The organism is Allobosea vaviloviae, assembly GCF_001298265.1.
In the GTDB taxonomy this organism is placed as follows: domain Bacteria; phylum Pseudomonadota; class Alphaproteobacteria; order Rhizobiales; family Beijerinckiaceae; genus Allobosea; species Allobosea vaviloviae_B.
The window spans coordinates 18,858-43,555 of the sequence record NZ_LGSZ01000017.1; the positions used below are offsets into that span (position 1 = coordinate 18,858).

Sequence of the window (24,698 nt, forward strand, 5' to 3'; positions counted from 1 at the left end):
CACGGGCTTGTGAGCCCCGTGCCGGCATGCGACGAAAGAATCCGGATTCCGCCATAGCTTTCCGGGAAAAGCGCCCAGCCTTGTCGCTCGCCGAACTCGAAACGCAATTGCGACCGGTCTTTCTCGCCGCATTGGCGGGCGATGGCGCAGCATACCGGCTCTTCCTCGACGCGATCAGCGCCCGGCTGCGCGGTTCTCTGCGCCATATGCTGCTGCGCATCGGTCGCAGCGAGGCGAGCGACGCCGAGGACGTGCTGCAGGAGACGCTGCTGGCACTGCACCTCTCCCGCCACACCTACGATCCGGCGAGCCCAGTGACGGCCTGGGCGCATGCCATCGCGCACCACAAGCTCGTCGATCATCTGCGCCGCAGCGGGCGTCACGCCGCGAACCTGCCGCTCGACGACGAGGCCTATCAGCTCGCGGCCCCCGACAACGCGGCGCCCGATGCCAGGCTCGATCTGGAGCGCGCCCTGCAGGCCCTGCCCGAGCGCACGCGCATGCTGATCGAGAGGGTGAAGATTCAAGGCGCCAGTATCTCCGAGGCGGCGAAGGCAGAGGGGCTGACCGAGACGGCGGCCAAGGTCGCGATCCATCGCGGGTTGAAGGCCATGGCCCGGTTCCTGACGAAGCGCGGGACAGGACCGACCTGAAGCGATGCCAGGTCGCGGCCCTGCGACCTCTCGCCCTCCTGCTGCTCGCCGCGATCCTGCTCGGGCTCGTGGCCGCATCGGTCCTGCCGACCCTGGCCCGGGCGCTGGCTGCGCTGGACGAGCGCGACCGTCGCATCGCAGCCCTGCAGGCTGAGGTCGTGCAACTCGAGGCCGGGGGCATGCCGGCAACGACGAACTCCTGACGCGATCTGTCGCTGTCCGTGCCGTGCGAGGTGGCTGGAGGGTGGTCGGCGATGCTAGGCTTCAGCCCTAGGGCAGGAGGTGACGACATGGCGGCGGCACGAGGGACGATCCGGGTCGGCATCGGTGGCTGGGTCTTCGAGCCCTGGCGCGGGGTGTTCTATCCCGAGGGGCTGCCGCAGAAGCGCGAGCTGGACTATGCGGCGGAACGGCTCGGCTCGATCGAGATCAACGGCACCTATTACGGCTCGCAGAAGCCCGAGAGCTTCGCCAGATGGCGCGCCGAGACGCCGGACGGCTTCGTCTTCGCGCTGAAGGGCTCGCGCTATTGCACGAACCGGCGCGTTTTGGCCGAGGCCGGCCCCTCGGTCGAGAAGTTCATCACCAGCGGGCTGACGGAGCTGAAGGAGAAACTCGGGCCGATCAACTGGCAGTTCATGCCGACGAAATCGTTCGACCCCGGCGATTTCGAGGCCTTCCTCAAGCTGCTGCCAAAATCGCATGACGGCATCTCGTTGCGCCACGCTGTCGAGGTCCGGCATGGCAGCTTCCAGACGCCCGATTTCGTCGCGCTGCTGCGCGAATACGGTGTCGCCGCGATCACCTCGGCGGATTCCGACTACACCCAGATCGCCGACATCACGGCGCCCTTCGTCTATGCCCGCATCATGGGCACGAAGGAGGCGCAGCCACACGGCTATTCCGATGCCGATCTCGACGCATGGGTGCAGCGCGCCGGTGTCTGGGCCATGGGCGAGGTGCCCGACGGGCTGGAGACCTTCGGCTCGGCCCCGGCGAAAGCCGGCCCGCGCGACGTCTTTCTTTATGTGATCAGCGGCGACAAGGTCCGCAATCCCGCCGCCGCGATGGCGCTGACCCAGCGGCTGGCGGCCAAGGGCTGAGCCTTCCCGTCATTGCGAGCGCAGCGAAGCAATCCAGTCGGTTTCGCTCGACGTCCCCCTGGATTGCTTCGCTACGCTCGCAATGACGGGAAAGAAGCGCGTCGACCGATCTCGAAGGCGGTCGGTCGTGTCAGGCGACGTCCTGGCAGACATCGACCCATTCGGCTCCGGTGAGCGCCGCCATGCGCTCCGGGGTGATGCGGACGGCGCTGTGCGTCGAGCCGGCCGCCGGCACAACCTCGTCGAAGGCCTTCAGCGAGATGTCGCAATAGACCTGCAATGGCTGGCTGAGCCCGAAGGGGCAGACGCCGCCGACGGGATGCCCGGTCAGCGCCACGACCTCATCGGCATCGAGCATGCGCGGCTTGCCGCCGAGCGCCGCCTTGGCCTTGCGGTTGTCGAGCCTGGCATCGCCGCGCGCCACCACGAGCACGACGCGCTCGCCGACACGCAGCGACAGCGTCTTGGCGATGCGGGCGGGCTCGACGCCATGGGCGGCGGCGGCCAGAGCCACCGTCGCACTGCTCTCTGCCGTTTCGATGACGGCGATGTCGGGCGCGTGCTGCGCGAAGAAGGCGCGGACGGATTCCAGGCTCATCGTGTCACCTGAATTTCAGAAAGAGCAGGATCGCGAAGGCCGCCGGCAGGCCGAAGACGAGCGAGAAGAACGGCATCTCCTGCAGGAGTGTATAACCGGCGCGGTTGACGCCGAGCCAGAGATTGACCAGCGATGCCACCAGCCAGATCGGCAGGAAGAGCTTCACGGCCAATCCGGTCGGATCGCCGCCGCCGAGCTTGAGCCGGCGCGCCAGGAAATGCAGCGCCCCGAGCAAGGCGAAACCAGCGGCGATGAGCTTCAGCGTGTGCATGCCGGTCTCGTTGTCAGTGCCTCAATGCCGGAAATGGCGATGCCCGGTGAAGACCATGGCGAGGCCGGCCTCGTCGGCAGCCTGGATGACAAGATCGTCGCGCATCGAGCCGCCGGGCTGGATCACCGCCGTGGCGCCCGCTTCGGCGGCGGCCAGCAGGCCGTCGGCGAAGGGGAAGAAGGCGTCGGATGCGACGACCGAGCCCTTCGCCAGCGTTTCGGGCAGGCCGGCCGCCTTGGCGGCTTCGCTCGCCTTCCAGGCGGCGATGCGCGAGGAATCGACACGGCTCATCTGGCCGGCGCCGATGCCGACGGTGGCGCCGCCCTTCACATAGACGATGGCGTTCGACTTGACGTGCTTGGCGACGCGGAAGGCGAAGCGCAGATCGGCGAGTTCGGCCTCGCTCGGCTGGCGCTTGGTCACGACCTTCAATTCCATGTCGTCGACGACGGCGTTGTCGCGCGCCTGTGCCAGGAAGCCGCCCGAGACGGTGCGCAGCGAGAGGCCGGCCGCGCGGACATCGGGCAGGCCGCCGGTGAGGAGCAGGCGCAGGTTCTTCTTGGCGGCGATCAGCGCGATCGCCTCCTCGTCGGCGTCGGGCGCGATGATCACCTCGGTGAAGATCTCGACGATCTTCCTGGCGGCGGCCGCATCGAGCTTGCGATTGACGGCGACGATGCCGCCGAAGGCCGAGGTCGGGTCGCAGGCGAGCGCCTTCTCATAGGCTTCTGCCAGCGATGCGCCGGTCGCGACGCCGCAAGGGTTGGCGTGCTTGACGATGACGCAGGCGGCCGACGCCGCAGGATCGAACTCGGCGACGCATTCGAAGGCCGCGTCGGTGTCGTTGATGTTGTTGTAGGAGAGCTGCTTGCCCTGGACCTGGCGCGCGGTCGAGACGCCCGGGCGTTCGCCCGGCGTGCGATAGAAGGCCGCCCATTGATGCGGGTTCTCGCCGTAGCGCATCGCCTCGGCCAGGCTGCCGCCGAGCGCGCGATAGGCCGGCGCGGTGTCGCCGAGCTCGCCCGCAAACCAGTTCGAGATCGCCGCGTCATAGGCTGCGGTGCGGGCATAGGCCTTCTGGGCGAGCTTGCGGCGCAAGGTCAGCGTGGTCGCGCCCTTGTGAGACTGGAGATCGCTCAGGACGGCGCTGTAATCGGCGGCATCGACCACCACGGCGACATCGTTGTGGTTCTTGGCGGCGGCGCGGATCATCGCGGGACCGCCGATGTCGATGTTCTCGATGCAGTCGTCATAGGGCTTGCCGGCCGCGACCGTCGCCTCGAAGGGGTAGAGATTGACGACGAGCAGGTCGATCGGCGCGATTCCGTGGCCGATCATCGAGGCCTGATGCTCGGGGTGGGAGCGGATCGCCAGCAGACCGCCATGGACCTTGGGATGCAGCGTCTTGACGCGGCCATCCATCATTTCCGGGAAGCCGGTGAGATCGGAGATGTCGGTGACGGGCAGCCCGGCCTCGGCGATCGCCTTGGCGGTGCCGCCGGTCGAGACCAGCGCGATGCCGAGCCGGTTCAGCGCGCGCGCGAAATCGATCAGCCCGGTCTTGTCGGAAACGGAAAGGAGGGCGCGTTCGACGCGGCGAAGCTCTGTCGGCATCGGGGCATGTCCGGGGCTGGTCTATGGGGGAACTGCAAGGCAGGTGTTGGGCGCGAGCTATCATGCTGCGCCGCGCAAAGCAAAGTTGCGCGAGGAAGATTGATTATGCGTCCTGTGCCGGTTCGGGTGGCGTTCCGGTCTCCGGAGGCGGCGGCCTGAACCGCCCGGTCGTGGGCGCGGCCGCGCCGACGCGGCTGAAGCGCCACACGATCCGCGGGGTCGCGACCGCGTCGAAACTCAGGCTGAGCTGTTCGGTGCGGCGCCGTCCATCCGTCGCGGCGAGGAAGATGCTCTCCTCGATCGACACCGTCAGCCCCGAGGCTTCGAAGGCCCAGACCTCGCCATTGGGCAGTGCGAGCATGGCGCCCTCGCCTTCGCGGATCAGGCTCGGCCTGACGGAGGGGTGCAGATGGAAGCGGGCCACGGCGGGCAGGCTGGCCGGTTTGCCGGTCAGCGTGATCTCGTCCTCGCCCGACAGCGAGGCGCCGTCGCGGGAGAGCAGCAGCCGGCGCGTGTGGACGGCACTGAGCCCGCGGCGATAGCCGTCATGGCTGCCGACCCATTCCTGGCCGTCTTCCGCATCCTGCCGGGCGACGCGCACATCGGACGGTCCGGAGACGATCCGCATCTCGCCCAGGACGAGGCCGAAAGCCGCGCTGGAGCGATCATTCAGCGTCACCGTGGAATGCGCCGCCGTGCTCCGCGCCGCGAGGCGGAGCTCGTCGGAGCCGTAGCGACTGGTGCCGCAATTGACCACGAGCCGCTGGCTGCCGCTGGAGAATTCGAACGCGAGGCAGCCGGCATGCGCCTCGATCGAATGGGCGCCGCGCGGTGGCGCGCCCGCATCGACCACGACGATGCTGCGCTCGCCCGAGAGCCTGCTGTAGCCGGAATAGGCAGCCTGCTCGTTGGGCCGGGCGCGGGCGTCGTCATAGGCGGCGAGCGTCGCCATCAGATCGGGCGGCGTCGTGCCCATGCCGTTGAACAGGGCGAGCGCGCCGTCACCATGCCGGAACAGCCGCAGATGCGGCATCATCCGCTCGATCGCCATGAGCACGCCGCGCGGCGGCTCGATGCCGCGAGCCATGAAGGTCTCGCGCAGCGGCAGGAGGTCGAGCAGCAATTCGATCAGCAAGCGGGGGTTGCGGCTGAGATGGCCGCCATCGGGCAGGATCTGGTGGTCGAGCTCGTCCGAGAGCAGGAACTCGATGCGCCGCCGCCGCGCGTCCTGGCCGTCGAGGCACACTGCGGCGAAGGCGACCGCGATCAGGCAATTCAGGCGCGCGGCCCCCTCGACCGCGCCGGCGAGTGCAAGGTTCAGCCGGTCGGCCAACCGCGAGACGTGACGCACGAAGCGCTCATAGAAGACGTGGTCGGCGCCCTCCAGCAGCAGCGGGGAATGCGACAGGAAGGAGATCAGCCTTCGGGCCGCCACCGCCGGCCGGCGCGCGATCTCGCTGCGATCGCGCTTCTTGCCGATGAAATCATCGACCAGCGCGCGGGCATTGGCGCGGGCGATGGCCGTGTCGGCGGCATGCATGTGGCGCAGCCAGCCGAAACCATACAGCGCCTCGGCCCAGGCCTCGCTGGCCGGTTCGCTGTCGAAGGGCGACTCGCCATGGGTCCGCAGCGTGCGGCCGGCAAAGGCATAGTAGCCGGCATAGATGTCGCTGGCCGTTGTCGGGTCAGAGGTGCGAAGGTCGTGCGGCGCGAAGAGCAGGCGGGTCGCCCTGGAACGGCCGAAGGGCCAGAGCCTGCGCGCGAGGCCGACGAACTGGCCACGGGTGCGCCGCGCCGCCCGGCCGATGGCAGCCCGGGCCAGCCCCCTGCGCTCAGACCAGCCGTTCAATGCCCCAATACGCCCCGTACCCATTACGCCTGGTGCTGTCCGCCGACACGAATCCCCACATCGTCATAGCCTGATCAGGCGGCTTGCGTAAAATCCGCTCCATCCCGACAGGCGCGGCGTCTCGTTGCGGAGCTGGTGGGGCAGGGTGCGCAGGTCGCCATTGCGGTCGATCGCCTCACCGATGCCGCCGATTTCGCCGGGTTCGATCGGCTTGCGGGCGAAGTCGGGATGAGCTGCCAGAAAGGTCTCGATCTGCTCCTCGCCCTCCTGCGGCTCCAGCGAACAGGTGCAGTAGACCAGCCGCCCGCCCGGCCGCGTCAGACGCGCCGCGGCCTCGAGCAGCCGCGCCTGCAGGGCGACGAGCTTGTCACGATCGTCAGGCGATTTGGTCCAGGCGACGTCGGGATGGCGGCGGATCGTGCCGGTGGCGCTGCAGGGCGCATCGAGCAGCACGGCGTCGAAGGGCTCGACCTCCCAGAGGGTGGCGTCCTTGGTGACGATCTCGGCGGTCAGGCCGAGCCGCTCCAGATTGGCCCTGAGACGGCGCAGGCGCGGACCCGAGCGGTCGACCGCCGTGACCTGCGCGCCGAGCGCGGCCAGTTGTGCGGTCTTTCCGCCGGGGGCGGCGCAGAGATCGGCGATGCGCTCGCCGGGCTGGACTGCGAGCAGGCGCACCGGCAGCGCGGCGGCTGCGTCCTGCACCCACCAGGCGCCATCATCGAAGCCGGGAAGGCTGGCAATGCTCTGCCGTTCGCGCAGCCTGATCGACCCCGTCGGCAGGAGCAGACCGTTGAGCTTCTCCGCCCAGCCTTCGGCATCGTCCTTCACAGAGATGTCGAGCGGCGGCTCGTCGCGATGGCTTTGCGCAATGGCGGCTGCGGTCTCCTCGCCATAGCTCTCCATCCAGCTCTCGGCGAGCCATTCGGGCGTGTCGAGGAAGGGGTCGACGGCTTCCGCCAGGATGGCCTCGCGCTCGCGGGCGAGGCGCCGCAGCAGCGCGTTGCCCAGCGAGACATAGCGCGAGGAGCGGGCGTCCTCGTGGAGATGGCGGATGGCGAGGTCGACGGCGGCGTGGTCGGGCACGTCAAGGAAGAGGATCTGGGCGGCGGCGGCGACCATGATCGGCTCGAAGGGGCCGGAATTGCGCGGGCTGCCGCGCTCGAGCCTGGCGTTGATCGCCTCCTGGATTGTGCCGAGATGCCGGAAGGCCGTGATCGCAATGGCGCGCGCCAGTGCGGCGTCGGCGGCGTCGAGCCCGTAGGAGGGCGCCAGCTTCTCATGCGTGTCGTCGAGCGCGAGCTTGGCGCGCAGCACCTCGTCGATGACGGCGGCGGCGAGCTTGCGGGCCGGCAGGCCCGGCGCGGTCGCGCCGCCGATGTCGCCGTCGGCATCCTGCTGCGGATGGTCGCGTTGGTCGTCCGTAATTTCCTTGGCCACCGGATCAGCCCCAGGGGCCGGGCTGATGGCCCGGGCCGCTCCAGGGGCTCTGCGATGCCTGGCTTGTGAAGCCGCCCCTGGGCGCATTGCGGCCGATGCCCATGGCGCGGGCCTGCTCCATCAGCGCAGCGATGCGGTTTCCGGTGTCGGGATGTGTCGAAAACAGGGAATCCATGCCGCCGCCAGTCAGGGGATTGATGATGAACATGTGCGCCGTAGCAGGCTTCGCCTCCGCCGTCTCGTTTGGAATATGCGCGACGCCACCGGCGATCTTGGCCAGCGCATCGGCCAGCCAGACCGGATTGCCGGTGATTTCGCCGCCGAGCTTGTCGGCCTCGTATTCGCGCGAGCGCGAAATCGCCATCTGGATCACCATGGCGGCAAGCGGCGCCAGGATCGAGAGCAGGATCTGGACGATCATGTTCGGCCGGTTCTCGCGCGAGCCGAACATCATGCCGAAGGTGACGAGCGAGGAGATCGCGCCGGCCATGGTGGCGGTAATCGTCATCGTCAGCGTGTCGTGGTTCTTGATGTGGGCGAGCTCGTGCGCCATCACGCCGGCCAGTTCCTCATAGCTCAGCGTGCGCAGGATGCCGGTCGTCGCCGCGACGGCCGCGTTCTGCGGATTGCGGCCGGTGGCGAAGGCGTTGGGCTGGCCCTCGTCGATCAGATAGACGCGCGGCATCGGCATGTTCGCCCGCGCCGCGAGATCGCGCACCATGCCATAGAGCTCGGGCGCGGTCTGCGCATCGACCTCGTGGGCGTTGTGGGCGGCCAGCGCCAGCCGGTCGGAATTCCAGTAGCTGAACAGGTTGGTGACGGCGGCGAAGCCCAGCGCCATCAGCATGCCGGTGCCGCCGCCGAGCAGGTAGCCCACCGCGCCGAACAGCGCGGTCAGGCCGGCCATCAGCATGCCGGTGCGGATATAGTTCATCGTCTTCCCCAATGGTCCCCATTCACGAGTCGCGGCGACATGCCTCTCCCCGGATGCGGATTTGCGCCTTATGTGGTGAAGGCGGTGCCGATCCTGCAAGAGAGAGCCAAGCGATGAGCCAGAGGCCCGAGGACATGGATGTGCCGGCGGCCGCCCCCCCGGAGGCGCCTGCCCGGACGCTGTCGCCCGCTGCCCAGCGCGCGCTGGCGGAAGCCGAGGCAAGGCGCGCGGCGATCGACGCGAAGGCCGCCGAGCTGACCGGCGCGCGCGAGATCAACGGTCGCGGCGGACTGGAGCCGGTCCGCTACGACGACTGGGAGGTCAAGGGGATCGCCAGCGACTTCTGAGCACGCAGGAGCCGGCATTCCCGGGCGGCGCGACGTGCCGACCCGAGAATCTCATGCAGGAGATGCTCGGGTCGAGCCCGAGCATGACGCGCCTTTTGGGGCGTTGGCTACTTCGCCCGCTTCGCGCCGACCAGCTCGTCCCATTTGCGGAAGGCGACGACCATCTTCTCGGGCTTCAGCGGCAGCTCGATCGGGTTGTTGGCGATCATGTCGGCATATTCCGGCCGGCCGAACTCGGCGATGACCTTCTGGCTCGCTTCCGGCGCGAGCGAGAGCGGCACGTTCTTCACCGCCGGGCCGGGATAGAGATAGCCCTCGTCATAGGCATAGGCCTGCGCCTTGGGGGTGAGCACATAGGCCATCATGTCGAGCACGACCGCGAGCCGGTCGTTGGGGATGCCCTTGGGCACGCACATGAAGAAGGCGTCCGAGACCCAGTGGAAGCCCTTCAGCGTCTGGATTTTCGCCTCCTTCGGCACGATGCCGAGCGCGCGCGGATTGATGTCCCAGCCGGTGGTCGAGATGATGATGTCGCGCGAGCCGTCGCCGAACTCCTTCATCGTCGCGCCGGTGCCTGCGGGATAGTATTCGATGTATTGGCCGAGTTCTTGGAGATAGGCCCAGGTCTTGTCCCAGCCACTGAGCGGGTCCTGCGGGTCCTTGTCGCCGAGGATATAGGGCAGGCCCATCATGAAGGTGCGGCCCGGGCCTGAATTGGTCGGGCGGGCGTACATGAACCTGTTGGGATTGGCCTTGGCCCAGGCGAGCAGCTCCTCGGCCGTGGTCGGCACCTGCTTGACGCGGGCGGGCATGTATTCGAGCAGCGGGCCGGATGGATAGTAGTTCACCACGACGCCGAAGCCGTCGCCCTGGACCTTGTGCAGGTTGAGCGCCGCCGGCTCGTAATTCGCCTCGATATTCGGGAACTTGTCGTTGAAATCGGGCAGGATTTTGAGCCAGAGCTTCTGGTCGAGCCCTGCCGCGAGCCCGTCGCTGCCGGTCAGGACGAGGTCGAGATCGGCGCGGCCGGCCTCCTGCTGCGCCTTGATCTTGCTGGCGAGTTCGGGCGCCGGTGCCTTCACGAAGGCGATGCGCGAGACCAGCTTGGGATTGGCGGCGCGATAGTCCTCGAAGGCCTTCTGCATCAAAGCGAGCGCACCGCCGACATCGATGACGCTGATGACGACGGGAGCGGAGGGCAGGGGCGGCGAGGCGGCGAGCGCGCCGCCGGCCCCTGTCGCCATGGCAGTCAGGCCGCCCAGGACGGTGCGGCGATCGAGGCCCTTGGACTCATGGCTCATCTGGTGATCTCCCCTTTTATGATTCAGGCGTTGGTCGTCATCAGGTCGTCGAGTCGGGCGGAGGCTCCGAAGCGGCGCGCGATGGTGTCGAGGCGCACATCGGTGACGACCAGCTCGTGCGACCAGTCGATTTCGCCGCGATCGACGGTGATGCCGCGCGCGCTCAGTGCCGGCAGCAGGGCGGCCAGCGGGTTGTCGCAGGCCATGGCGACCGCGTCGCGTGGCGAGGCCAGCCCCCAGGCGACGAGATTGCGCACCGCCTGGTCGAGGCACAGCGCCGAGCCTGCGAGATTGGACGCACCCGGCTGGCGCACGGAGCCGTCGGCGCGAAGCTCGACCTCCATGCCGGCGAATGGGTAGCCGCCCGGCTTCGAGGCCGCCGCGGAGACCGCATCGGTCACCAGAATGGAGCGGTCGAAGCCCTTGACCCGCAGCAGAGAACGCAGCGCCCTGGGGTGAAGATGAATGCCGTCGGCGATGAAGCTCGCCCAGAGCCGGTCCTCGGCGAGCTGGGCGAAGATCGGGTTCACCAGCTTGTGGAGCTGCTGCGGCATGCCGTTGCCGAGATGGGTCGAGAGCGTCGCGCCGGCGTCGGCGGCCATGGAGACCTGGTCGAAATCGGCGGCGCTGTGGCCGATCGCCACGATGCGGCCGGCCGCCGTCAGCGCGGCGACCAGCGCCTGCGCGCCCGCGATCTCCGGCGCCAGCGTCACCATCAGGATCGGCCGGGCCAGCCGGCTTTCGAGCCGGTCGACGAGGGTGGGATCGGCCTTCGTCATGGCTTGGGGCGGATGGCAGCCGGCATAGCCGGGGCTCGGGTTCAGGAACGGGCCTTCGAGATGGTAGCCCGGGCACATCAGCGGGCCGAGCCGGCTTGTGGAAATCGCCGCGTCGAGCGCCCGGAAGCGCTGGTCGAGTTCATCGGGGTGGGCCGTGATGATCGTCGGCAGGCACAGCGTCACGCCGGTCGCCAACATGGCCTCCAGCGCGTGATCGATCTCGGCCGGCGTCACCGCGCCGGAATTGAAATCGATGCCGGCAAAACCGTTGACCTGGAGATCGACGAGGCCTGCCGTGTGCATCATCGCCGCCCCTCCTTCTGCGCTCAGGCGCTTGTCAGCAGCGAGGCGGCCGGCGGATCGATGAACATCACCGTGTTGCCGTGCGTCTGCAGGATCGAGGCTGGATAAAGGTTGCTGACCGGGCCTTCCAGCGCATCGCGGGTGGCTTTCGCCTTGCGCTCGTCGGAGACGGAGAGGACGATCAATGCGCTCTTCAGGATCTGCCGGACGCTCATCGAGATGGCGCGCTGCGGGACGGACTCGAATGTCGGGAACCAGCCCTCGCCGAATTGCTGCTGGCGGCAGCCTTCGTCGAGCGTCACGACGATATAGGGCTGCTCGGTATCGAAATCGGCCGGCGGGTCGTTGAAGGCGACATGGCAGTTCTCGCCGATGCCGGCGAAGCAGACATCGATGCGCTTGCCGGCGATGAGGGCATTGAGGCGCGCGGTTTCGGCTTGCGGATCGCCCTCTCCATCGACGGGGATGAACTCCGGGGCGTTGGCGAGCGGAGCCAGGAAGCGCAGGCGCAGATAGCGCCGGAAGCTGGCCGGGTGCTCCTCGGTCAGCCCGACATATTCGTCGAGGTGGAAGGCCGTGACCTTCGCCCAGTCGATGCCCTCGGCGACGACGAGATTCTGCAGCAGCTCGAACTGGCTCGCGCCCGTGGCGACGATGATGTTGGCATGGCCGAAGCGAGCTTGCGCGTCGCGGATTGCCTGGGCACCCAAAGCGGCGGCCTTGGCGCCGAGCGTCGCCTTGTCAGGGACGATGCGGATATCGACCATGCGATTTTTGAACCTTTGCCTATGTGATTGTTTTTTATATCGTCTTGGGAGCTTATGGGGCTTGCCCGGAAAGGCAACAGCTATTTTTGAACCTGCATGTTCTGAATAAGGGCATGGTCTGAAAAAGGAATCTGGACGGCCGTGATTCTGGCGATGCTCGACGACAGCCGCTTTTCCGCGGCCCATGACCGCGACTGCGCCCGGGTCTACCGGGTCGTGCTGGCACGTCTCGCGCATTCGCGCTCGGATATCGGCAGGCGGCTCGGCCTGCGCTCAACCACGACGTCGCGAGTGGTCGCCGACCTCGTTTCGCGCCGGCTGCTGCTGGAGACGATGGGCGAGACGGCAGGGCGTGGCCGCCCTGCGGCGACGCTGATCGCCAATACCAGGCGCATCGGCGCATCGGTGATCCATGTCTCGAGCCAGTCGCTATCGGGCGCGCTGGTGGACCTTTCGGGCCATATCGTCACGCAGCGCAGCATCACGATAGCCGGCGATGCCGATAACGGCGCGATCGCCACCGTGATGGCGCAACTCGGCGGCCAATTGCTCGCCGCGATGCCCGATGGCATGAGCCATGCCGGCACGGCGGTCTCGCTGTCGGGCCTGCTCGACCTGTCTCGGGGGCAGTGGCTGATGGCTTCGCGCTGGCCGCGGATGCGCGGGCTCGACATCGCCGCCGTCCTGGCGCCGGTCGCCGGGCCGGTCGAGATCTGCCGCAATCTCGATGCCGAGATGCGGGCGCGGGCGGTGCGCGAGCCCGAGCAGTTCGCGGGCAGCACGCTGCTGCTGCATTGGGGCTGGGGCATCGGCCTGTGCTTCGCCGTCGATGGGCGCCCCTTCGCGCCGGCCGGTTCGTTCGGCGAGATCGGACATTGGCGGCTGAGCGCCCTGGGCGAGCGTCGCTGCGGCTGCGGCAACACCGGCTGCCTCGAAACCGGGGCGGCGCTGTGGTCGCTGCTGCCGGCGCTGCGCCGGCACTGGCCCGATCTCGACGAGGACGAGGTGCGCCTCGCTCTGCAGCTCGCCGGGCGCGACCTCGTCGCCCTGCCGGAAATCGACGCCGCGACCCGGCTTGTGGTGCGGGCGCTGGCCAATGCCTGCCGCATCTTTTTCCCGACCCGCATCGCCGTCAGCGGACCTTTCGTGGCCAATCCCGGTCTTTGGGCGCATTTCGAGGCGTTGCTGCGGGCGGAGGGCACGATGGACGGCCTCGCCGTGCCGCAGCTCGGCAGCGTGCGCGCCAGCCAGCTTCACGAGATCCATGGCGCGGCGGCGCCGTTGCTGGGCCGCGCCACCGAGGCGCTGCTGATGCAGCAGGTCTGAGCGATCGCGGAGCGGTCGCAACGGCGGTCCGACATGCTTTGGGAGAGCCGCCAGACCCGGTTCCACGCACTGGCGCGTGATTTCTTGGTGTACTAGTATGCCAGTCAAGGGTCCGCCGCCTGCGCTTTGCAGGCGTGAAGAGACCTCAACCCAGGGAGATGACATGACCCATCTGACACGCCGCAGCGTGGTGGCCGGCGCGGCCGGCCTTGCTGCTCTCGGTGCGAGCCGGGTCCAGGCCCAGAGCGCACCCGTCGCGCTCAACATCATCGACGTCGCGGGCAACCTGCAATTGACCCAGGTCGCGATCGAGCGCTTCGCAAAGGACAATCCGAAGATCATTTCGCGGCTGAATTTCTCGCGCGCGCCCTCGCCCGAGCTGCCGGCCAAGCTCAAGGCGCAGCAGGCGGCCAACCGCGTCGATATCGACCTCGTCCTGACCGGGCCGGGCGCGATGTCGGACGGCATCCAGCAGGGCCTCTGGGTCGACGTCTGGAAGTCGCATGCCGCCAGCCTGCCGAAGGCCGAGGAGGTCTATCACGAGCAGGCGCTGATGATGCAGCGCAATTTCGGCCAGAACGAAGGCGTTGCCGTGGCCTATTCCCCGTCTGGCCCGCTGTTCGAATACATGCCCGATCGGCTCAAGGTGGTGCCCAAGACCGCCGAGGAGTTCCTTGCCTATGTGAAGCAGAACAAGAACCGCTTCACCTATGCGCGGCCGGTCAATTCCGGCCCTGGCTGGACCTGGCTTCAGGGCCTGCCCTACATCCTCGGCGATTCCGACCCCAGCGACCCGATGAAGGGCTGGGACAAGACATGGGCCTATCTCAAAGAGCTCGGCAGCGGCATCGACTACTATCCCGGCGGCACCACGCCGACGATGAAGGAGCTCGGTGAGGGCACCCGCGACGTCATCGTCTCCACCTGCGGCTGGGACATCAACCCGCGCGCGCTCGGCATCGTGCCGAAGGAAGCCGAGGTCTTCGTGCTGGCCAACACGCACTGGATTCCCGACACGCAGTTCATGTGCATCCCCAAGGGCGTGCCGGCCGACAAGATCAAGGCGCTGCTGGCGCTCATGTCCTACATGCTCAAGCCCGAGGCGCAGGCCGGGACCTATGACAAGGGCTATTTCTATCCCGGCCCGGCGGTGAAGGGCGTGACGCTCGCCATGGCGCCGCAGGAAAGCCGCGACGTGCTCAAGGAATATGGCCGGCCGAAATATGACGAGCTGATCGCCACCCTGCCGACACGGCCGCCGCTGACGCCCGAGCGCCTCGTCGCCGCCTTCCGGCGCTGGGACCAGGAGATCGGCGTCGGTCACGCGCCGAAGTAAGGCGCGCCCCGATGCGATTTGCTGCCATCGGCCTCGACCACCGCCATATCTACCACATGGTCGGCGGCCTGCTGGAGGCCGGCGCGGACTGCGCCGGCTTCGACCCCGCGACGAGCGATCCCCGCGTGCTCGAAGGCTTTCGCGAGCGCTTTCCCGATCTGCCGACGGTGGAGGCGCAGCGGCTGCTCGACGATCCGTCTGTTGATCTGATCGTCTGTGCCGGCATCCCGAGCGAGCGCGCCGCGGTCGCGGTCGCGGCGATGCGGGCCGGCAAGGACGTGATGGTCGACAAGCCCGGCGTCACCAGTATCGCGCAGCTTGCCGCAGTCGAGGCGGCGGTGGCGGAAACCGGCCGCATCTTCTCGGTCTGCTTTTCCGAGCGCTTCGTCGTGCCCGCGACGATCGTCGCGGGGAAGCTGATCGCCGATGGGGCGATCGGCCGCGTCGTGCAGACAATGGGCCTAGGTCCCCACCGCCTCAACCGCGCAATCCGGCCAAGCTGGTTTTTTGAGGCGGCGGCCTATGGCGGCATCCTGACCGACATCGCCTCGCACCAGATCGACCAGTTCCTGCATTTCACCGGCTCCGACGACGCCGAGATCGTGACATCAGGCATCGGCCATTTCGGCGCGGCCGATCTGCCGGACTTCCAGGATTTCGGCGAAGTCCTGCTGCGCAGCGACAAAGCCGGCGGCTTTATCCGCGTCGACTGGTTCACCGCCGATGGGCTCTCGACCTGGGGTGATGGGCGCCTGACGATCCTGGGGACAGAGGGCACGATCGAGCTGCGCAAATATGTCGACATCGCCGGACGGCCGGGCACGGATCACGTCTTCCTCGTCGACAAGGCGGGCACCCGCCATATCGACGCCTCGCGGGAGCCGCTGACCTATTTCCGCAACCTGATCGCCGATATCGACGCGCGCGGCGAGACCGCGGCGCCGCAGCGACACACCTTCACGGTCTGCCGGCTGGCGCTGGAGGCGCAGGCGAAGGCCGCCTGGCTGCCGGCCGGGCCGCGCAGCGCCCATTCCTGAGGATCTTCCGCCATGACACGCAAGCTCGGCATCGCCGTGATCGGGCTCGGCCCGGCCTCCCTGCCGCATTCCAAGAGCCTGCTCGATCTGGCCGACCGGGCGCAGGTGCGCTTCGCGGTCAGCCGTTCGGCAGAACGGGCGCAGGCCTTCGCCGGGCAGTTTCCGTTCCCGACGACGACCGATCTCGACGCGGTGCTGGCCGATCCTTCCGTCGAGGCGGTCATCGTGCTGACGCCGCCGAGCTCCCATCTCGACGTCTCCGCCCGCTGCCTCGAAGCCGGCAAGCATGTGCTGGTCGAAAAGCCGCTGGAGCTGACCAGCGAGCGCGGTCAGTGCCTCGTCGACACCGCCCGGCGCACCGGCAAGGTCTTCGGCGTCGTGCTCCAGCACCGCTTCCGCCCCGCCAGTCTGCGCTTGAAGGCGGCGCTCGATTCAGGCGAACTCGGCAGTGTCGAGGCGGCGTTCCTGCAAGTGCCCTGGTGGCGGCCGCAGGCCTATTACGATGAGCCCGGACGCGGCACGTTGGCGCGGGACGGCGGCGGTGTCCTGCTGACCCAGGCGATCCACTCGCTCGACCTGTTCCGCTCGCTGGTCGGCGTGTCGAGGGTGGTCGCGGCGCAGGCGCTGACGACCGGGCTGCACCGCATGGAAACCGAGGATTACGTCTCCGCCCTGCTCGAAACCGCCAATGGCGCGCCGGCGACTCTGGTGACGACGACGGCGGCCTATCCCGGCTATCCCGAGCGCATCGAGATCACCGGGACGAAGGGCTTCGCCGCGCTGATCGGCGGGCGCCTGCGCCTGGCCTTCCTCGACGGACGCGAGGAGATCGTCGAGGCGGAAGGCTCGACGGGGAGCGGCGCCAACATCATGGATTTTCCCCATGACGCGCACCGCGCCGTGATCGCCGATTTCCTCGACGCCATCGAGCAGCAGCGCGACCCGGTCGTGACCGGCGAGGAGGCGCTTGCCTCGCAGCGTCTCGTGGACGATATCCTCGCATGCGCCCGCCTGGGGCGCTGATCGCAGGGCGTACGGACATCGGATGATGAGCTATGCCGGCGTCATGAGGCTCGTCTGCGCAGCCATCGCCTTGCGTGTGGACCTGTGAGCGTCGTCCTCGCCTGTGATCTCGGCGGCACCAGCTTTCGCGCCGCGCTGATCGATGCGGATGGCGTCACGCGGGCGCAGGCCGTGATCCTCGGGCCGAGCGCGATCGACCGCATGGGCTGGTCGGAAATCGACGCGACGGAATGGTGGCGCATCCTGGTCGAGGCTGCGGGCCAGCTGGACGAGGCCGAGCCCGATCTCTTCAGCGCGATCGAGGCCGTCGCGATTTGCGGCGTCACGCGCACGCAGGTCTTCCTCGGCCGCGACGGGCGCCAATCGCGGCCGGCGATGACCTGGAAGGACACGCGCTCCGAAGCCGCTGCCGCGCGGCTGCGCGAAAAGCTCGGCGAGGGGCATCCCGAAAGCGCCCGGATCAACGCCTTCCACCCGCTGGCGCGGCTCGCCTGGCTGCGCGAGGAAGAGGAAGCCTGCTTCCGCGCGCTCGGCTGCGTGTTGGAGCCTAAGGATTACCTGAATTTTTGCCTGACCGGCCGGCAGGCGGGCGACCCGGTTTCGACGGCGCGGCTGCTGGCCGCGAAGGAGGTCGTCGGCGGCATCGACCCCTTCGCCGCGATCGACCTCCCCACCTCCATCCTGCCGCCGACGCTCGAGCCCTGCGATCGCGTGGGGCCGGTCATGCCCGGCCTGCCGGCCCCTTTCGACAGGATTGTCGGCGTGCCGGTGTTCTGTTCGTCGAACGACACCTGGGGCGCCGTCACGGGGCTCGGGGCGCTGCGGGCGGGCTATGCCTACAACATCTCCGGCACGACCGAGGTGCTCGGCGCGGTCGGCCTGGAACCGGTCGAGGCCGAGGGCCTGTTGAGCGTCGACTGGCGCGGTCTCTGGCAGATCGGCGGGCCGAGCCAGAATGGGGCCGACACCGTGTCGTGGCTGCTCGCGCTGCTCGGCCGCCAGAGCGGCGATGTCGGCCGCGAGATCGATGCGCTGCTGGCGGGTTCGCGTCATCCGCAGCCGCTACTGTTCCTGCCCTATCTCCAGGGCGAGCGCGTGCCTTACTGGAGCCCGTCTCTGCGCGGCGCCTTCATCGGCCTCAACCGCCAGCATGGCGCGACTGATCTGGCTTATGCCGTGCTGGAGGGCGTCGCCTTCCTGAACCGGATCGTGCTGGAGCGGGCGGAAGCCGCGCTCGGCCAGCCTGTGGCCGAAATCCGCTTCGGCGGCGGTGCTGCCGCGAACCCGGTCTGGAGCCAGATCAAGGCCGACATCTGCGGTCGCCCGGTCGTGGTGGGAGCCTCGAAGGAACCCGGCCTGCTTGGCGCCGCCATCGTCGCCTGGACCGGGCTCGGGCGGTTCGGCTCGCTCGCCGAGGCGCAGGAAAAACTCGTCGCCGTCGCCACCCGCTTCGAACCCGACGCGGCCCGGCATGCCGGTTATGACGCGCTCTTTGCGCTCTACCGGCGCGGCGAGACGGCGCTGGCGCCGATCTCGGCCGAACTCGTGGCGCTCGGCCACGCCGCCAGCGATCGAAAGGCCTTCTGACCCATGGCAGCCCCTCAGCCGCTTTCGCCCGTCACTCTCGTCACAGGCGCCTCGGGCGGCATATGCGGCGCACTCGCCGTGATGCTGGCGGGGCAGGGGCATCGGCTCGTGCTGTCGGGGCTCGACCAGGCCGGGCTCGACGTCGTCGCGGAGGAGGTGAGCGCGTCCGGCGCCGAGGTCGCGACCATCGCCGGCGACATGCGCGACCGCGACCTGCCCAAGGCCTGTGTCGATCTCGCGGTCCAGCGCTTCGGCCGGCTCGATCATCTCGTCACCGGCGCCGGGGCCTCGCGCCCCGTGCCGATGGTGGAGATGGAGGACGACGAGTGGGACAAGCTCGTCGACATCAATCTTTCCGCGGTGTTCCGCATTTCCAAGGTCGTCTCTCGTCAGATGATCGCGCAAGGCGAGGGCGGTGCCATCGTCCACATCTCCTCGATCGCCCATGCCAATGGCGGCGCCAACCTCGCCTATGGCTCGGCCAAGGGCGGCGTCGCGACCCTCACCTACGGCATGGCCCAGCAGCTTGGCCGGCATGGCATTCGCGTGAATGCGGTTGCGCCTGGTATCATCGATACGCCAATGGTGAGGAACGGCTTCGCGCAGCAATTCAATGCGCTGGTCGAGGGCGCGGCGGTCCGCACGCCGCTTGGACGTTTGGGCAAGCCTGAGGATGTCGCTGCCGTGATCGCCTTCCTGCTTTCGCCCGGCGCGGCCTTCGTCACCGGCGCGCTGATCCCGATCACCGGCGGCATCGAGATCCTGTCCCCGATCTCGACCATCGCCAGGGGAGTCTGACGCGGATGGGCCGGATCACTGCGCGCGAGGTGATCGGACGCTACGGCACGGCCATCGCCGGGCTGGCGCTGATCCTGTTCTTCCTGCTCTTCGCGCCGAATTTCGCCAGCACGACCAACATCATCAATGTGCTGAAGGATACGAGCTTCCTCGCCATCCTGGCGCTCGGCTTCGCGCTCGCCTTCACCGTCGCCGAACTCGATCTCTCGGTCGCCGAGATCGCCAGCCTGGCGGCCGTCGTCTGCGGCTGGCTGGTGCACTCGCAATATCCGCCAGCGCTGGCGGTGGCTGGCGCCCTGGTGGTGGGCGTCGTGTTCGGCTCGCTGAACGGCTTCGGCGTCACGGTGCTGCGCATTCCCTCGCTGATCATGACGCTGGGCACGGCGGCCATCGCCAAGGGCTGCGCCTTCATGATCACGCAAGGCGTCGCCTTCGTCGGGCGCTGGCCGGTCGGCTTCACCGGGCTGGCGCGCGGCTACACATTCGGCATTCCAAATCTCGTGCTCTGGATGATTGCTGCGACGCTGTTCGCCTGGGGCCTGATCAAATGGACCCGCACCGGCGCGCATATGGTCGCGACCGGCGAGGCCGACGAGGCGGCGCGGCTCGCCGGGATCGCCACGGCGAGGATGAAGCGCATCGGCCTGCTGCTGGCTGGCGTCTTCGCCGGGCTGATGGCGGCGCTGCTCGCCGCCAACCTGTCCTCGGCCGCGCCCAACATGGCCGGCGACTACCTGCTCTATGCGATTGCCGCCGTGCTGCTGGGCATGACCATGTTCGAGCCCGGCAAGCCCAATGTGCCCGGCACGGTGTTTGCGGCGCTGGTGCTCAAGGTGCTCGGCAACGGCTTGGTGCTGCTGGGCGCGGCCTATTACATCCAGGACATCGTTCTCGGCGTCATCATCATCGGCTCCGTCGCCTTCTCGGCCAGCGCGATGAAGACGGCGGCGTTCAAGGTCTGACGATTCGGCTGGCGATCACAAAAACGGGGAGAGATGATCATGTTCGGTTTCAGGAAAATGCTGGTGGCGGGCGCCGCGCTTCTTGCCCTTGGCCAAGCGGCGCAGGCCTTCGAGGTCGGCATCATCGGCTTCCAGTTCTCGTCGGAGACGCATGCGCGCGTCGCCAATGCGGCCGCGGCCGCCGCCAAGGCCAAGGGCTGGGGCGTGACGCTTCTGAACTCGGAGGGCGCGCTGCCCAAGCATGCCGAGCAGTTCGATGCGCTGATCGCCAAGAAGGTCGACGCCATCATCATCGCCATGGGCAAGCCGGTCGAGGCCGACGCCCAGTTCAAGGCGGCCAAGGACGCCAAGATCCCGGTCGTCACCGTGCAGTCGGGCTCGAGCCCGCATGCGCTGTTCGACATCCAGACCAATGAATACAAGGTCGGGGCGGACGCCGCGCTCTATCTGCTCGGCCAGCTCGGCTATCAGGGCAATATCGTCACCGCCCGCTTCGACCTCAACGTCGCCTCGCGCATCCGTGGCCGCATTCTTGATGCGGTGCTGGCCGAAAACCAGGGCGTGAAGGAGCTCGGCAAGTTCTCGATGGCCCGGACCCAGAGCTGGCGCGACGATGTCCGCGCCGGCATGCAGGCGCTGCTGCTGCAGAACCAGGGCAAGATCAACGGCATCTGGGCTTCCTTCGACGGTCAGGCCTACATCATCGACGATTTGCTGCAGGCGCAGGGGATCAAGAAGGGCCAGATCCCGCTGATCTCGGTCGATGGCGGCAAGGAGACCTATGCCCGCATCGCCGACCCGGCCTCGACCTTCCTCGCCACCGTCGCGATTCCCTTCGAGGAGATGGGCAAGCAGGCGGTCGATGCGATCGCGACCATCGTCGTCGACAAGAAGCCGAAGGAGAGCGTGGCGAGCGGGCCGTATCTGTTCACGGAGGCCGTGCTGGTCGACAAGACGAATGTGCAGCAGTTCCTGAAGTGACGCGGCTTCGCCGTCATGCTCGGGCTTGACCCGAGCATCTCCTGCACGAGATTCTCGGGTCTGAGCTTCGCTTCGCCCGAGAATGACGCAGCCCCGCGGCGCCAATCCTGACGGGCACATCCATGAGCGATCCCACCCCCCTCCTTTCGCTGCGCGGCATCGGCAAGGCTTACGGCCCGGTCGTCGCCGTGCGCGAGGTCGATCTCGACATCTTCGCGGGCGAGGTGGTCGCGATCTGCGGCGACAACGGCGCCGGCAAGTCGAGCCTGATCAAGGTGATCTCGGGCGCCGAGGAGCCGACGTCCGGGGCGATCAGCATGCGCGGCAAGCCGGTCTCCTTCGGATCGCCGCATGATGCGCTGGAACATGGCGTCGCGACGATCTACCAGGATCTCGCGCTCGCGCCGCGTCTGTCGATTGCGCAGAACGTCTTCATGGGCTCGGAACTGACGAAGCCCTTCCTGCTGCCCTTCCTGCGCGTGCTCGACAAGAAGCGGATGATCGCCGAGTCGCAGCGCTATCTCTCGCAGCTTTCGGCGGCGGTGACGGACATGACGCGGCCGGTCGAGCGGCTCTCGGGCGGTCAGCGTCAGGCGGTGGCGATCTCGCGGGCGCTGCGCTGGAATGCCGAGATCATCATCATGGACGAGCCGACGGCGGCGCTCGGCGTCAAGGAGAGCGCGCTCGTGCTCGACCTGATCCGCAAGCTCAAGGCCGATGGCCGCACCGTGATCCTGATCAGCCACAACATGCGCGACGTGGTGGCACTGGCCGACCGCGTGGTGATCATGGGTGCGGGCCACAAATATGTCGACCAGCCGATCGGCGATCTCAAGGCCGACGACATCGCCCACCTGATCATGGCCGGCAACGCCAGGGCGGCGTGAGCCGATGCGCGAAGCGATCATCATCGATACCGATCCCGGCCAGGACGATGCGGTCGCGCTGCTGCTCGCCTTCGCCAGCACAGACCGGCTCGACCTGCGGGCGATCACGACTGTGGCCGGCAATGTCCCGGTCGCGCAGACGACGATCAACGCCCTGCGTATCCGCGATCTCGGCGGGGCGGATGGCGTCCCTGTCCATGCCGGCGCGGCGGGGCCGCTGATCTTTCCGCTGGAGACGGCGGAGTTCGTCTGCGGGCCGGACGGGCTTGCGGGGACAGACCTGCCCGAACCGCGTGGCGCGGCCACCCCCGGCCATGCCGTCGAGGCGATCATCGCGATCTGCCGTGCCGCGCCCGATGACGGCATCACACTCTGCCCGCTCGGGCCGCTGACCAATCTCGCGCTGGCCTTCCGGCTGGCGCCGGACATCCTGCCCAAGGTCAGGCGCATCGTGCTGATGGGCGGGGCGATCGGGCTCGGCAACATGACGCCGGCCGCAGAATTCAACGTGCATGTCGATCCGCATGCGGCGGCGATCGTCTTGGGCTGCGGCCGGCCGATCGTGATGTTCGGTCTCGGCGTCACGCTGCAGGCGATCGTTGGTCATGAGCAGGTCGCGCGCATCGGCGCGCTCGGCACTGAGACGGGTCGCGCCATTCACGGGATGCTGACGCGGCCGCGTCCGGGCGGGCTCGGCACGGCCGGCCATCCGATGCACGACCCTTGCGTCATCGCCTTCCTGATCTGGCCGGAGCTTTTTGCGGGGCGCGATTGTTTCGTCGAGATCGAGACCGGCGCGGGACCCTTGCGCGGGCGCACGACGATCGACTGGAACGGGCGGCTGAAGCAGCCTGCCAACGCGCATGTCATCGGTTCCGTCGAGGCGCATGCACTGTTCGAGCGGATGATCGAGCGCCTCGCCACCCTTCCCTGATCCTGCCTGCCGAGGATACGCCATGCCCCATTTCGTTGAGGAACTGCGCGGGGATGCCGAGGCTGCCATCGCCGCGATGCGCCATGCCGCACTGGCCGCGCGCCACGTCCACGCCCGCGCCGAGTTGATGCGGCATATGCTGACCACCGCGCGCAAGGTTGCGGCCAAGCCGAAGGGCGAGGCGGTCGAGACCGTCGTGCGCGAATGGATGGACGCCTGGAATCTCGACCGTCACGACTGGCCGCATATCGCCCGCGAGATGGAAAGCTTCACCGCTGCCTTCCACGACTACGCCAACGATCCATCCGACGCGCATGATGCGGCCCTGCGCGCGACCTGCACGGCGCTCGATCAGGCGCTGGCGCGCGAGGGCACCTCGATCTCCGATCAGATGGCCTTCCGCTCGCAATGCGCCCATGGCTGGTGGGACTTGGTCGCGCCGACGCCGGTCGATCTGCCGGGCGCCAAGCCGCGCCCCTCGATGCCGGTGCTGCGCCCGGACGCGCCGTTCTGGGATGCCGGTTGCGCGGATTTCTGCCGGTAGGGGCGGACGATCAGGCCGATCCATCCTGATGCTGGCCTCGAGAGGCCGTATGCGCGCAGCGATGCGGCTTCACGTCGAGCAGCGGCGTGCCGTCGAGGCAGTCGAGCCCACGCACCAGCAGAGCGCCCTCCTCGACGCCGAGCAGCCGTACCCGCGAGACCGCGATCGGATTGGGCCTGACCGGTGAGCGCAGAGCGAAGGTGCCGAGCGGCTCGCCGCCGCGTGGGGTCTGGGTGACGAGGTCGCGCCGCGCCTGATGCATCCAGTAGAGCAGATCGAGCTGCGTGAAGCCCTCGATGCCGGCCAGTGCCGCGTGCCAGGGTGCGTCGATCTCGACGCGGCAGACCGGGCCAGCCTCCGCATCGCCCTGACGCGGGCACTGGTCGCGGGTGGCGAAGGGCGTGCGCAGCCGGCCGATGAAGACGAGATGCGCGTCCTGCCGGTCTGGCAGGGGAGCCTGCGTCTCGCCCGGTCGGATCGCCTGCCAGTCCATAGGAGTCTCCGGTCAGCCGCCGTCGCGCGGGAGCGTCGGGGCGGCGAAGCCGTGCCGGGCCAGGATCGCCTGCCCGTCGCGGGACAGGATGAACATGGCGAAGCGCCAGGCGTTTGGCGAGGCCCCGGTCATCACGGTCAGCCCGTAATCGGCGCCGACGGCCAGTGACGGCGGCAGCCGCACCAGCTTCAGGCCGGGCTGCTCCTTCGCGATCGGCGTCGCATTGGTGCAGTAGGCGAGAAAGATGTCCGCCTCGCCCTTTGCGAGCTTGTGGCCATAGACATTGGCGCCATCGGGCGCCGGCGTGCTGCTCGCGCTGCCGGTGAGTTGCAGCGCCTTCGCCTCCAGCGCCGCCCTGGCGCCGGGCCTGACGGCCTCGGCCCGGGCGAAGACCTGAAAGGCATAATCGCCCGACGGATCGGCCTTGGGTGTCGAGGTGCCGAGCTTGATGCCGGAATCGAGCATGCGCTCCAGCAGGGTCTCCGGCGTCAGCGCGATCTCCGGCCGCGCGAAGGCGCAGAGCTCGTTGCGGGCGAAGAGCACGACCGGTCCGCTGAGCCCGGCCTTTGCCAGTGCCTGTGGGTTGCCGAGATCGGCCGAGGCGAACACCTCCGCCCGCTCACCCCCGGCGATCCTGTCCTTGAGCAGGCCCGATGCACCGAAGACGGGCTTGACCCCGACAGCCGTCTGCGCGGTGAAGGCCTCGGCGACCTCGGTCAGCGCGGCGCGCAGGCTGCCGGCGGAATGGAGCAGCACCGGCTCCCCGGCGCGAACGGCGGATGTCATAGCGCCGGTCATCAGGAGGATGCCTGCGATGAGCGTGCGGCGCATGAG

General features: G+C 68.3%; 26 protein-coding genes. 15 read left to right on the top strand and 11 right to left on the bottom strand.

What is annotated here, in order from left to right:
- Positions 1–80: 80 nt before the first annotated feature.
- The 3 genes from AE618_RS02550 (at position 81) to AE618_RS02555 (ending at position 1,756) form a co-directional block, all read left to right on the top strand.
- Positions 81–653: a sigma-70 family RNA polymerase sigma factor gene (locus AE618_RS02550; protein ID WP_054207497.1), complete on the top strand. Its 573-nt coding sequence runs from the start codon at positions 81–83 to the stop codon at positions 651–653.
- A 68-nt stretch (positions 654–721) separates the two neighbouring features.
- Positions 722–856 carry a hypothetical protein gene (locus AE618_RS29015; protein ID WP_282568483.1) on the top strand — a complete coding sequence of 45 codons (135 nt, stop codon included), beginning with the start codon at positions 722–724 and terminating at the stop codon, positions 854–856.
- A gap of 87 nt (positions 857–943) precedes the next feature.
- Positions 944–1,756 carry a DUF72 domain-containing protein gene (locus AE618_RS02555; RefSeq protein WP_054207498.1) on the top strand — a complete coding sequence of 271 codons (813 nt, stop codon included), beginning with the start codon at positions 944–946 and terminating at the stop codon, positions 1,754–1,756.
- A gap of 130 nt (positions 1,757–1,886) precedes the next feature.
- Here AE618_RS02555 and AE618_RS02560 read toward each other — a convergent pair whose 3' ends face one another.
- From AE618_RS02560 to htpX, 6 genes are all read right to left on the bottom strand, one after another.
- Positions 1,887–2,354 (bottom strand): YbaK/EbsC family protein, encoded by a 468-nt coding sequence (locus AE618_RS02560; protein ID WP_054207499.1) that lies wholly within the window; start codon positions 2,352–2,354, stop codon positions 1,887–1,889.
- Positions 2,355–2,358: 4 nt separating this feature from the next.
- Positions 2,359–2,625, bottom strand: a complete 267-nt coding sequence (locus tag AE618_RS02565; protein ID WP_054207500.1) for a hypothetical protein — start codon at positions 2,623–2,625, stop codon at positions 2,359–2,361.
- A gap of 21 nt (positions 2,626–2,646) precedes the next feature.
- The gene (gene purH, locus AE618_RS02570; protein WP_054207501.1) at positions 2,647–4,239 is read right to left on the bottom strand and encodes a bifunctional phosphoribosylaminoimidazolecarboxamide formyltransferase/IMP cyclohydrolase; all 1,593 of its coding nucleotides are present in this window, start codon (positions 4,237–4,239) and stop codon (positions 2,647–2,649) included.
- Positions 4,240–4,342: 103 nt separating this feature from the next.
- Positions 4,343–6,088, bottom strand: coding sequence for a heparinase II/III family protein (locus AE618_RS02575; protein ID WP_054207502.1), 1,746 nt, complete (start codon positions 6,086–6,088; stop codon positions 4,343–4,345).
- 63 nt (positions 6,089–6,151) lie between these two features.
- Complete coding sequence (locus AE618_RS02580; RefSeq protein WP_248310722.1) at positions 6,152–7,525, bottom strand: RsmB/NOP family class I SAM-dependent RNA methyltransferase; 1,374 nt, start codon at positions 7,523–7,525, stop codon at positions 6,152–6,154.
- A gap of 4 nt (positions 7,526–7,529) precedes the next feature.
- On the bottom strand, positions 7,530–8,459 hold the full coding sequence (gene htpX, locus AE618_RS02585) for a zinc metalloprotease HtpX (protein WP_054207503.1): 930 nt from the start codon (positions 8,457–8,459) through the stop codon (positions 7,530–7,532).
- Positions 8,460–8,572: 113 nt separating this feature from the next.
- On the opposite strand from htpX, the gene AE618_RS02590 reads away from it, so the two are divergent.
- On the top strand, positions 8,573–8,806 hold the full coding sequence (locus AE618_RS02590; RefSeq protein WP_082364947.1) for a DUF1674 domain-containing protein: 234 nt from the start codon (positions 8,573–8,575) through the stop codon (positions 8,804–8,806).
- Positions 8,807–8,913: 107 nt separating this feature from the next.
- Here AE618_RS02590 and AE618_RS02595 read toward each other — a convergent pair whose 3' ends face one another.
- Genes AE618_RS02595 through AE618_RS02605 form a run of 3 tightly spaced genes read right to left on the bottom strand, consistent with a single transcriptional unit; the run spans position 8,914 to position 11,956 of the window.
- Positions 8,914–10,107 carry an ABC transporter substrate-binding protein gene (locus tag AE618_RS02595; RefSeq protein ID WP_054207505.1) on the bottom strand — a complete coding sequence of 398 codons (1,194 nt, stop codon included), beginning with the start codon at positions 10,105–10,107 and terminating at the stop codon, positions 8,914–8,916.
- A gap of 23 nt (positions 10,108–10,130) precedes the next feature.
- The gene (locus AE618_RS02600) at positions 10,131–11,192 is read right to left on the bottom strand and encodes an N-acetylglucosamine-6-phosphate deacetylase (RefSeq protein WP_197280659.1); all 1,062 of its coding nucleotides are present in this window, start codon (positions 11,190–11,192) and stop codon (positions 10,131–10,133) included.
- A gap of 20 nt (positions 11,193–11,212) precedes the next feature.
- Entirely contained in the window at positions 11,213–11,956 is a 744-nt protein-coding gene (locus tag AE618_RS02605; protein ID WP_054207506.1) for a glucosamine-6-phosphate deaminase, read from the bottom strand.
- A gap of 141 nt (positions 11,957–12,097) precedes the next feature.
- On the opposite strand from AE618_RS02605, the gene AE618_RS02610 reads away from it, so the two are divergent.
- From AE618_RS02610 to AE618_RS02660, 11 genes are all read left to right on the top strand, one after another.
- The gene (locus tag AE618_RS02610) at positions 12,098–13,282 is read left to right on the top strand and encodes an ROK family protein (RefSeq protein WP_054207507.1); all 1,185 of its coding nucleotides are present in this window, start codon (positions 12,098–12,100) and stop codon (positions 13,280–13,282) included.
- Positions 13,283–13,445: 163 nt separating this feature from the next.
- A complete protein-coding gene (locus tag AE618_RS02615; protein ID WP_054207508.1) occupies positions 13,446–14,618 on the top strand; it encodes an ABC transporter substrate-binding protein in 1,173 nt (390 codons plus the stop codon).
- Positions 14,619–14,629: 11 nt separating this feature from the next.
- Positions 14,630–15,655 carry a Gfo/Idh/MocA family protein gene (locus AE618_RS02620; protein WP_054207509.1) on the top strand — a complete coding sequence of 342 codons (1,026 nt, stop codon included), beginning with the start codon at positions 14,630–14,632 and terminating at the stop codon, positions 15,653–15,655.
- A gap of 12 nt (positions 15,656–15,667) precedes the next feature.
- Positions 15,668–16,678 (top strand): Gfo/Idh/MocA family protein, encoded by a 1,011-nt coding sequence (locus tag AE618_RS02625; RefSeq protein WP_054207510.1) that lies wholly within the window; start codon positions 15,668–15,670, stop codon positions 16,676–16,678.
- Between the two features lie 84 nt (positions 16,679–16,762).
- Positions 16,763–18,265 carry a xylulokinase gene (locus AE618_RS02630; protein ID WP_054207511.1) on the top strand — a complete coding sequence of 501 codons (1,503 nt, stop codon included), beginning with the start codon at positions 16,763–16,765 and terminating at the stop codon, positions 18,263–18,265.
- A 3-nt stretch (positions 18,266–18,268) separates the two neighbouring features.
- Positions 18,269–19,063, top strand: a complete 795-nt coding sequence (locus tag AE618_RS02635; protein WP_054207512.1) for an SDR family NAD(P)-dependent oxidoreductase — start codon at positions 18,269–18,271, stop codon at positions 19,061–19,063.
- Between the two features lie 5 nt (positions 19,064–19,068).
- The gene (locus AE618_RS02640) at positions 19,069–20,025 is read left to right on the top strand and encodes an ABC transporter permease (RefSeq protein ID WP_054207513.1); all 957 of its coding nucleotides are present in this window, start codon (positions 19,069–19,071) and stop codon (positions 20,023–20,025) included.
- Positions 20,026–20,064: 39 nt separating this feature from the next.
- Positions 20,065–21,006 (top strand): sugar ABC transporter substrate-binding protein, encoded by a 942-nt coding sequence (locus AE618_RS02645; protein WP_197280660.1) that lies wholly within the window; start codon positions 20,065–20,067, stop codon positions 21,004–21,006.
- A gap of 122 nt (positions 21,007–21,128) precedes the next feature.
- Entirely contained in the window at positions 21,129–21,893 is a 765-nt protein-coding gene (locus tag AE618_RS02650; RefSeq protein ID WP_054207515.1) for an ATP-binding cassette domain-containing protein, read from the top strand.
- A gap of 4 nt (positions 21,894–21,897) precedes the next feature.
- Entirely contained in the window at positions 21,898–22,827 is a 930-nt protein-coding gene (locus AE618_RS02655) for a nucleoside hydrolase (RefSeq protein ID WP_054207516.1), read from the top strand.
- A 22-nt stretch (positions 22,828–22,849) separates the two neighbouring features.
- Positions 22,850–23,371 (top strand): hypothetical protein, encoded by a 522-nt coding sequence (locus tag AE618_RS02660; RefSeq protein ID WP_054207517.1) that lies wholly within the window; start codon positions 22,850–22,852, stop codon positions 23,369–23,371.
- 10 nt (positions 23,372–23,381) lie between these two features.
- Here the strand turns inward: AE618_RS02660 and AE618_RS02665 are convergent, their stop codons facing one another.
- Positions 23,382–23,864: an SAM-dependent methyltransferase gene (locus tag AE618_RS02665; RefSeq protein WP_054207518.1), complete on the bottom strand. Its 483-nt coding sequence runs from the start codon at positions 23,862–23,864 to the stop codon at positions 23,382–23,384.
- Positions 23,865–23,876: 12 nt separating this feature from the next.
- Positions 23,877–24,695, bottom strand: coding sequence for a molybdate ABC transporter substrate-binding protein (locus AE618_RS02670; RefSeq protein WP_054207526.1), 819 nt, complete (start codon positions 24,693–24,695; stop codon positions 23,877–23,879).
- Between the last annotated feature and the right edge of the window lie 3 nt (positions 24,696–24,698).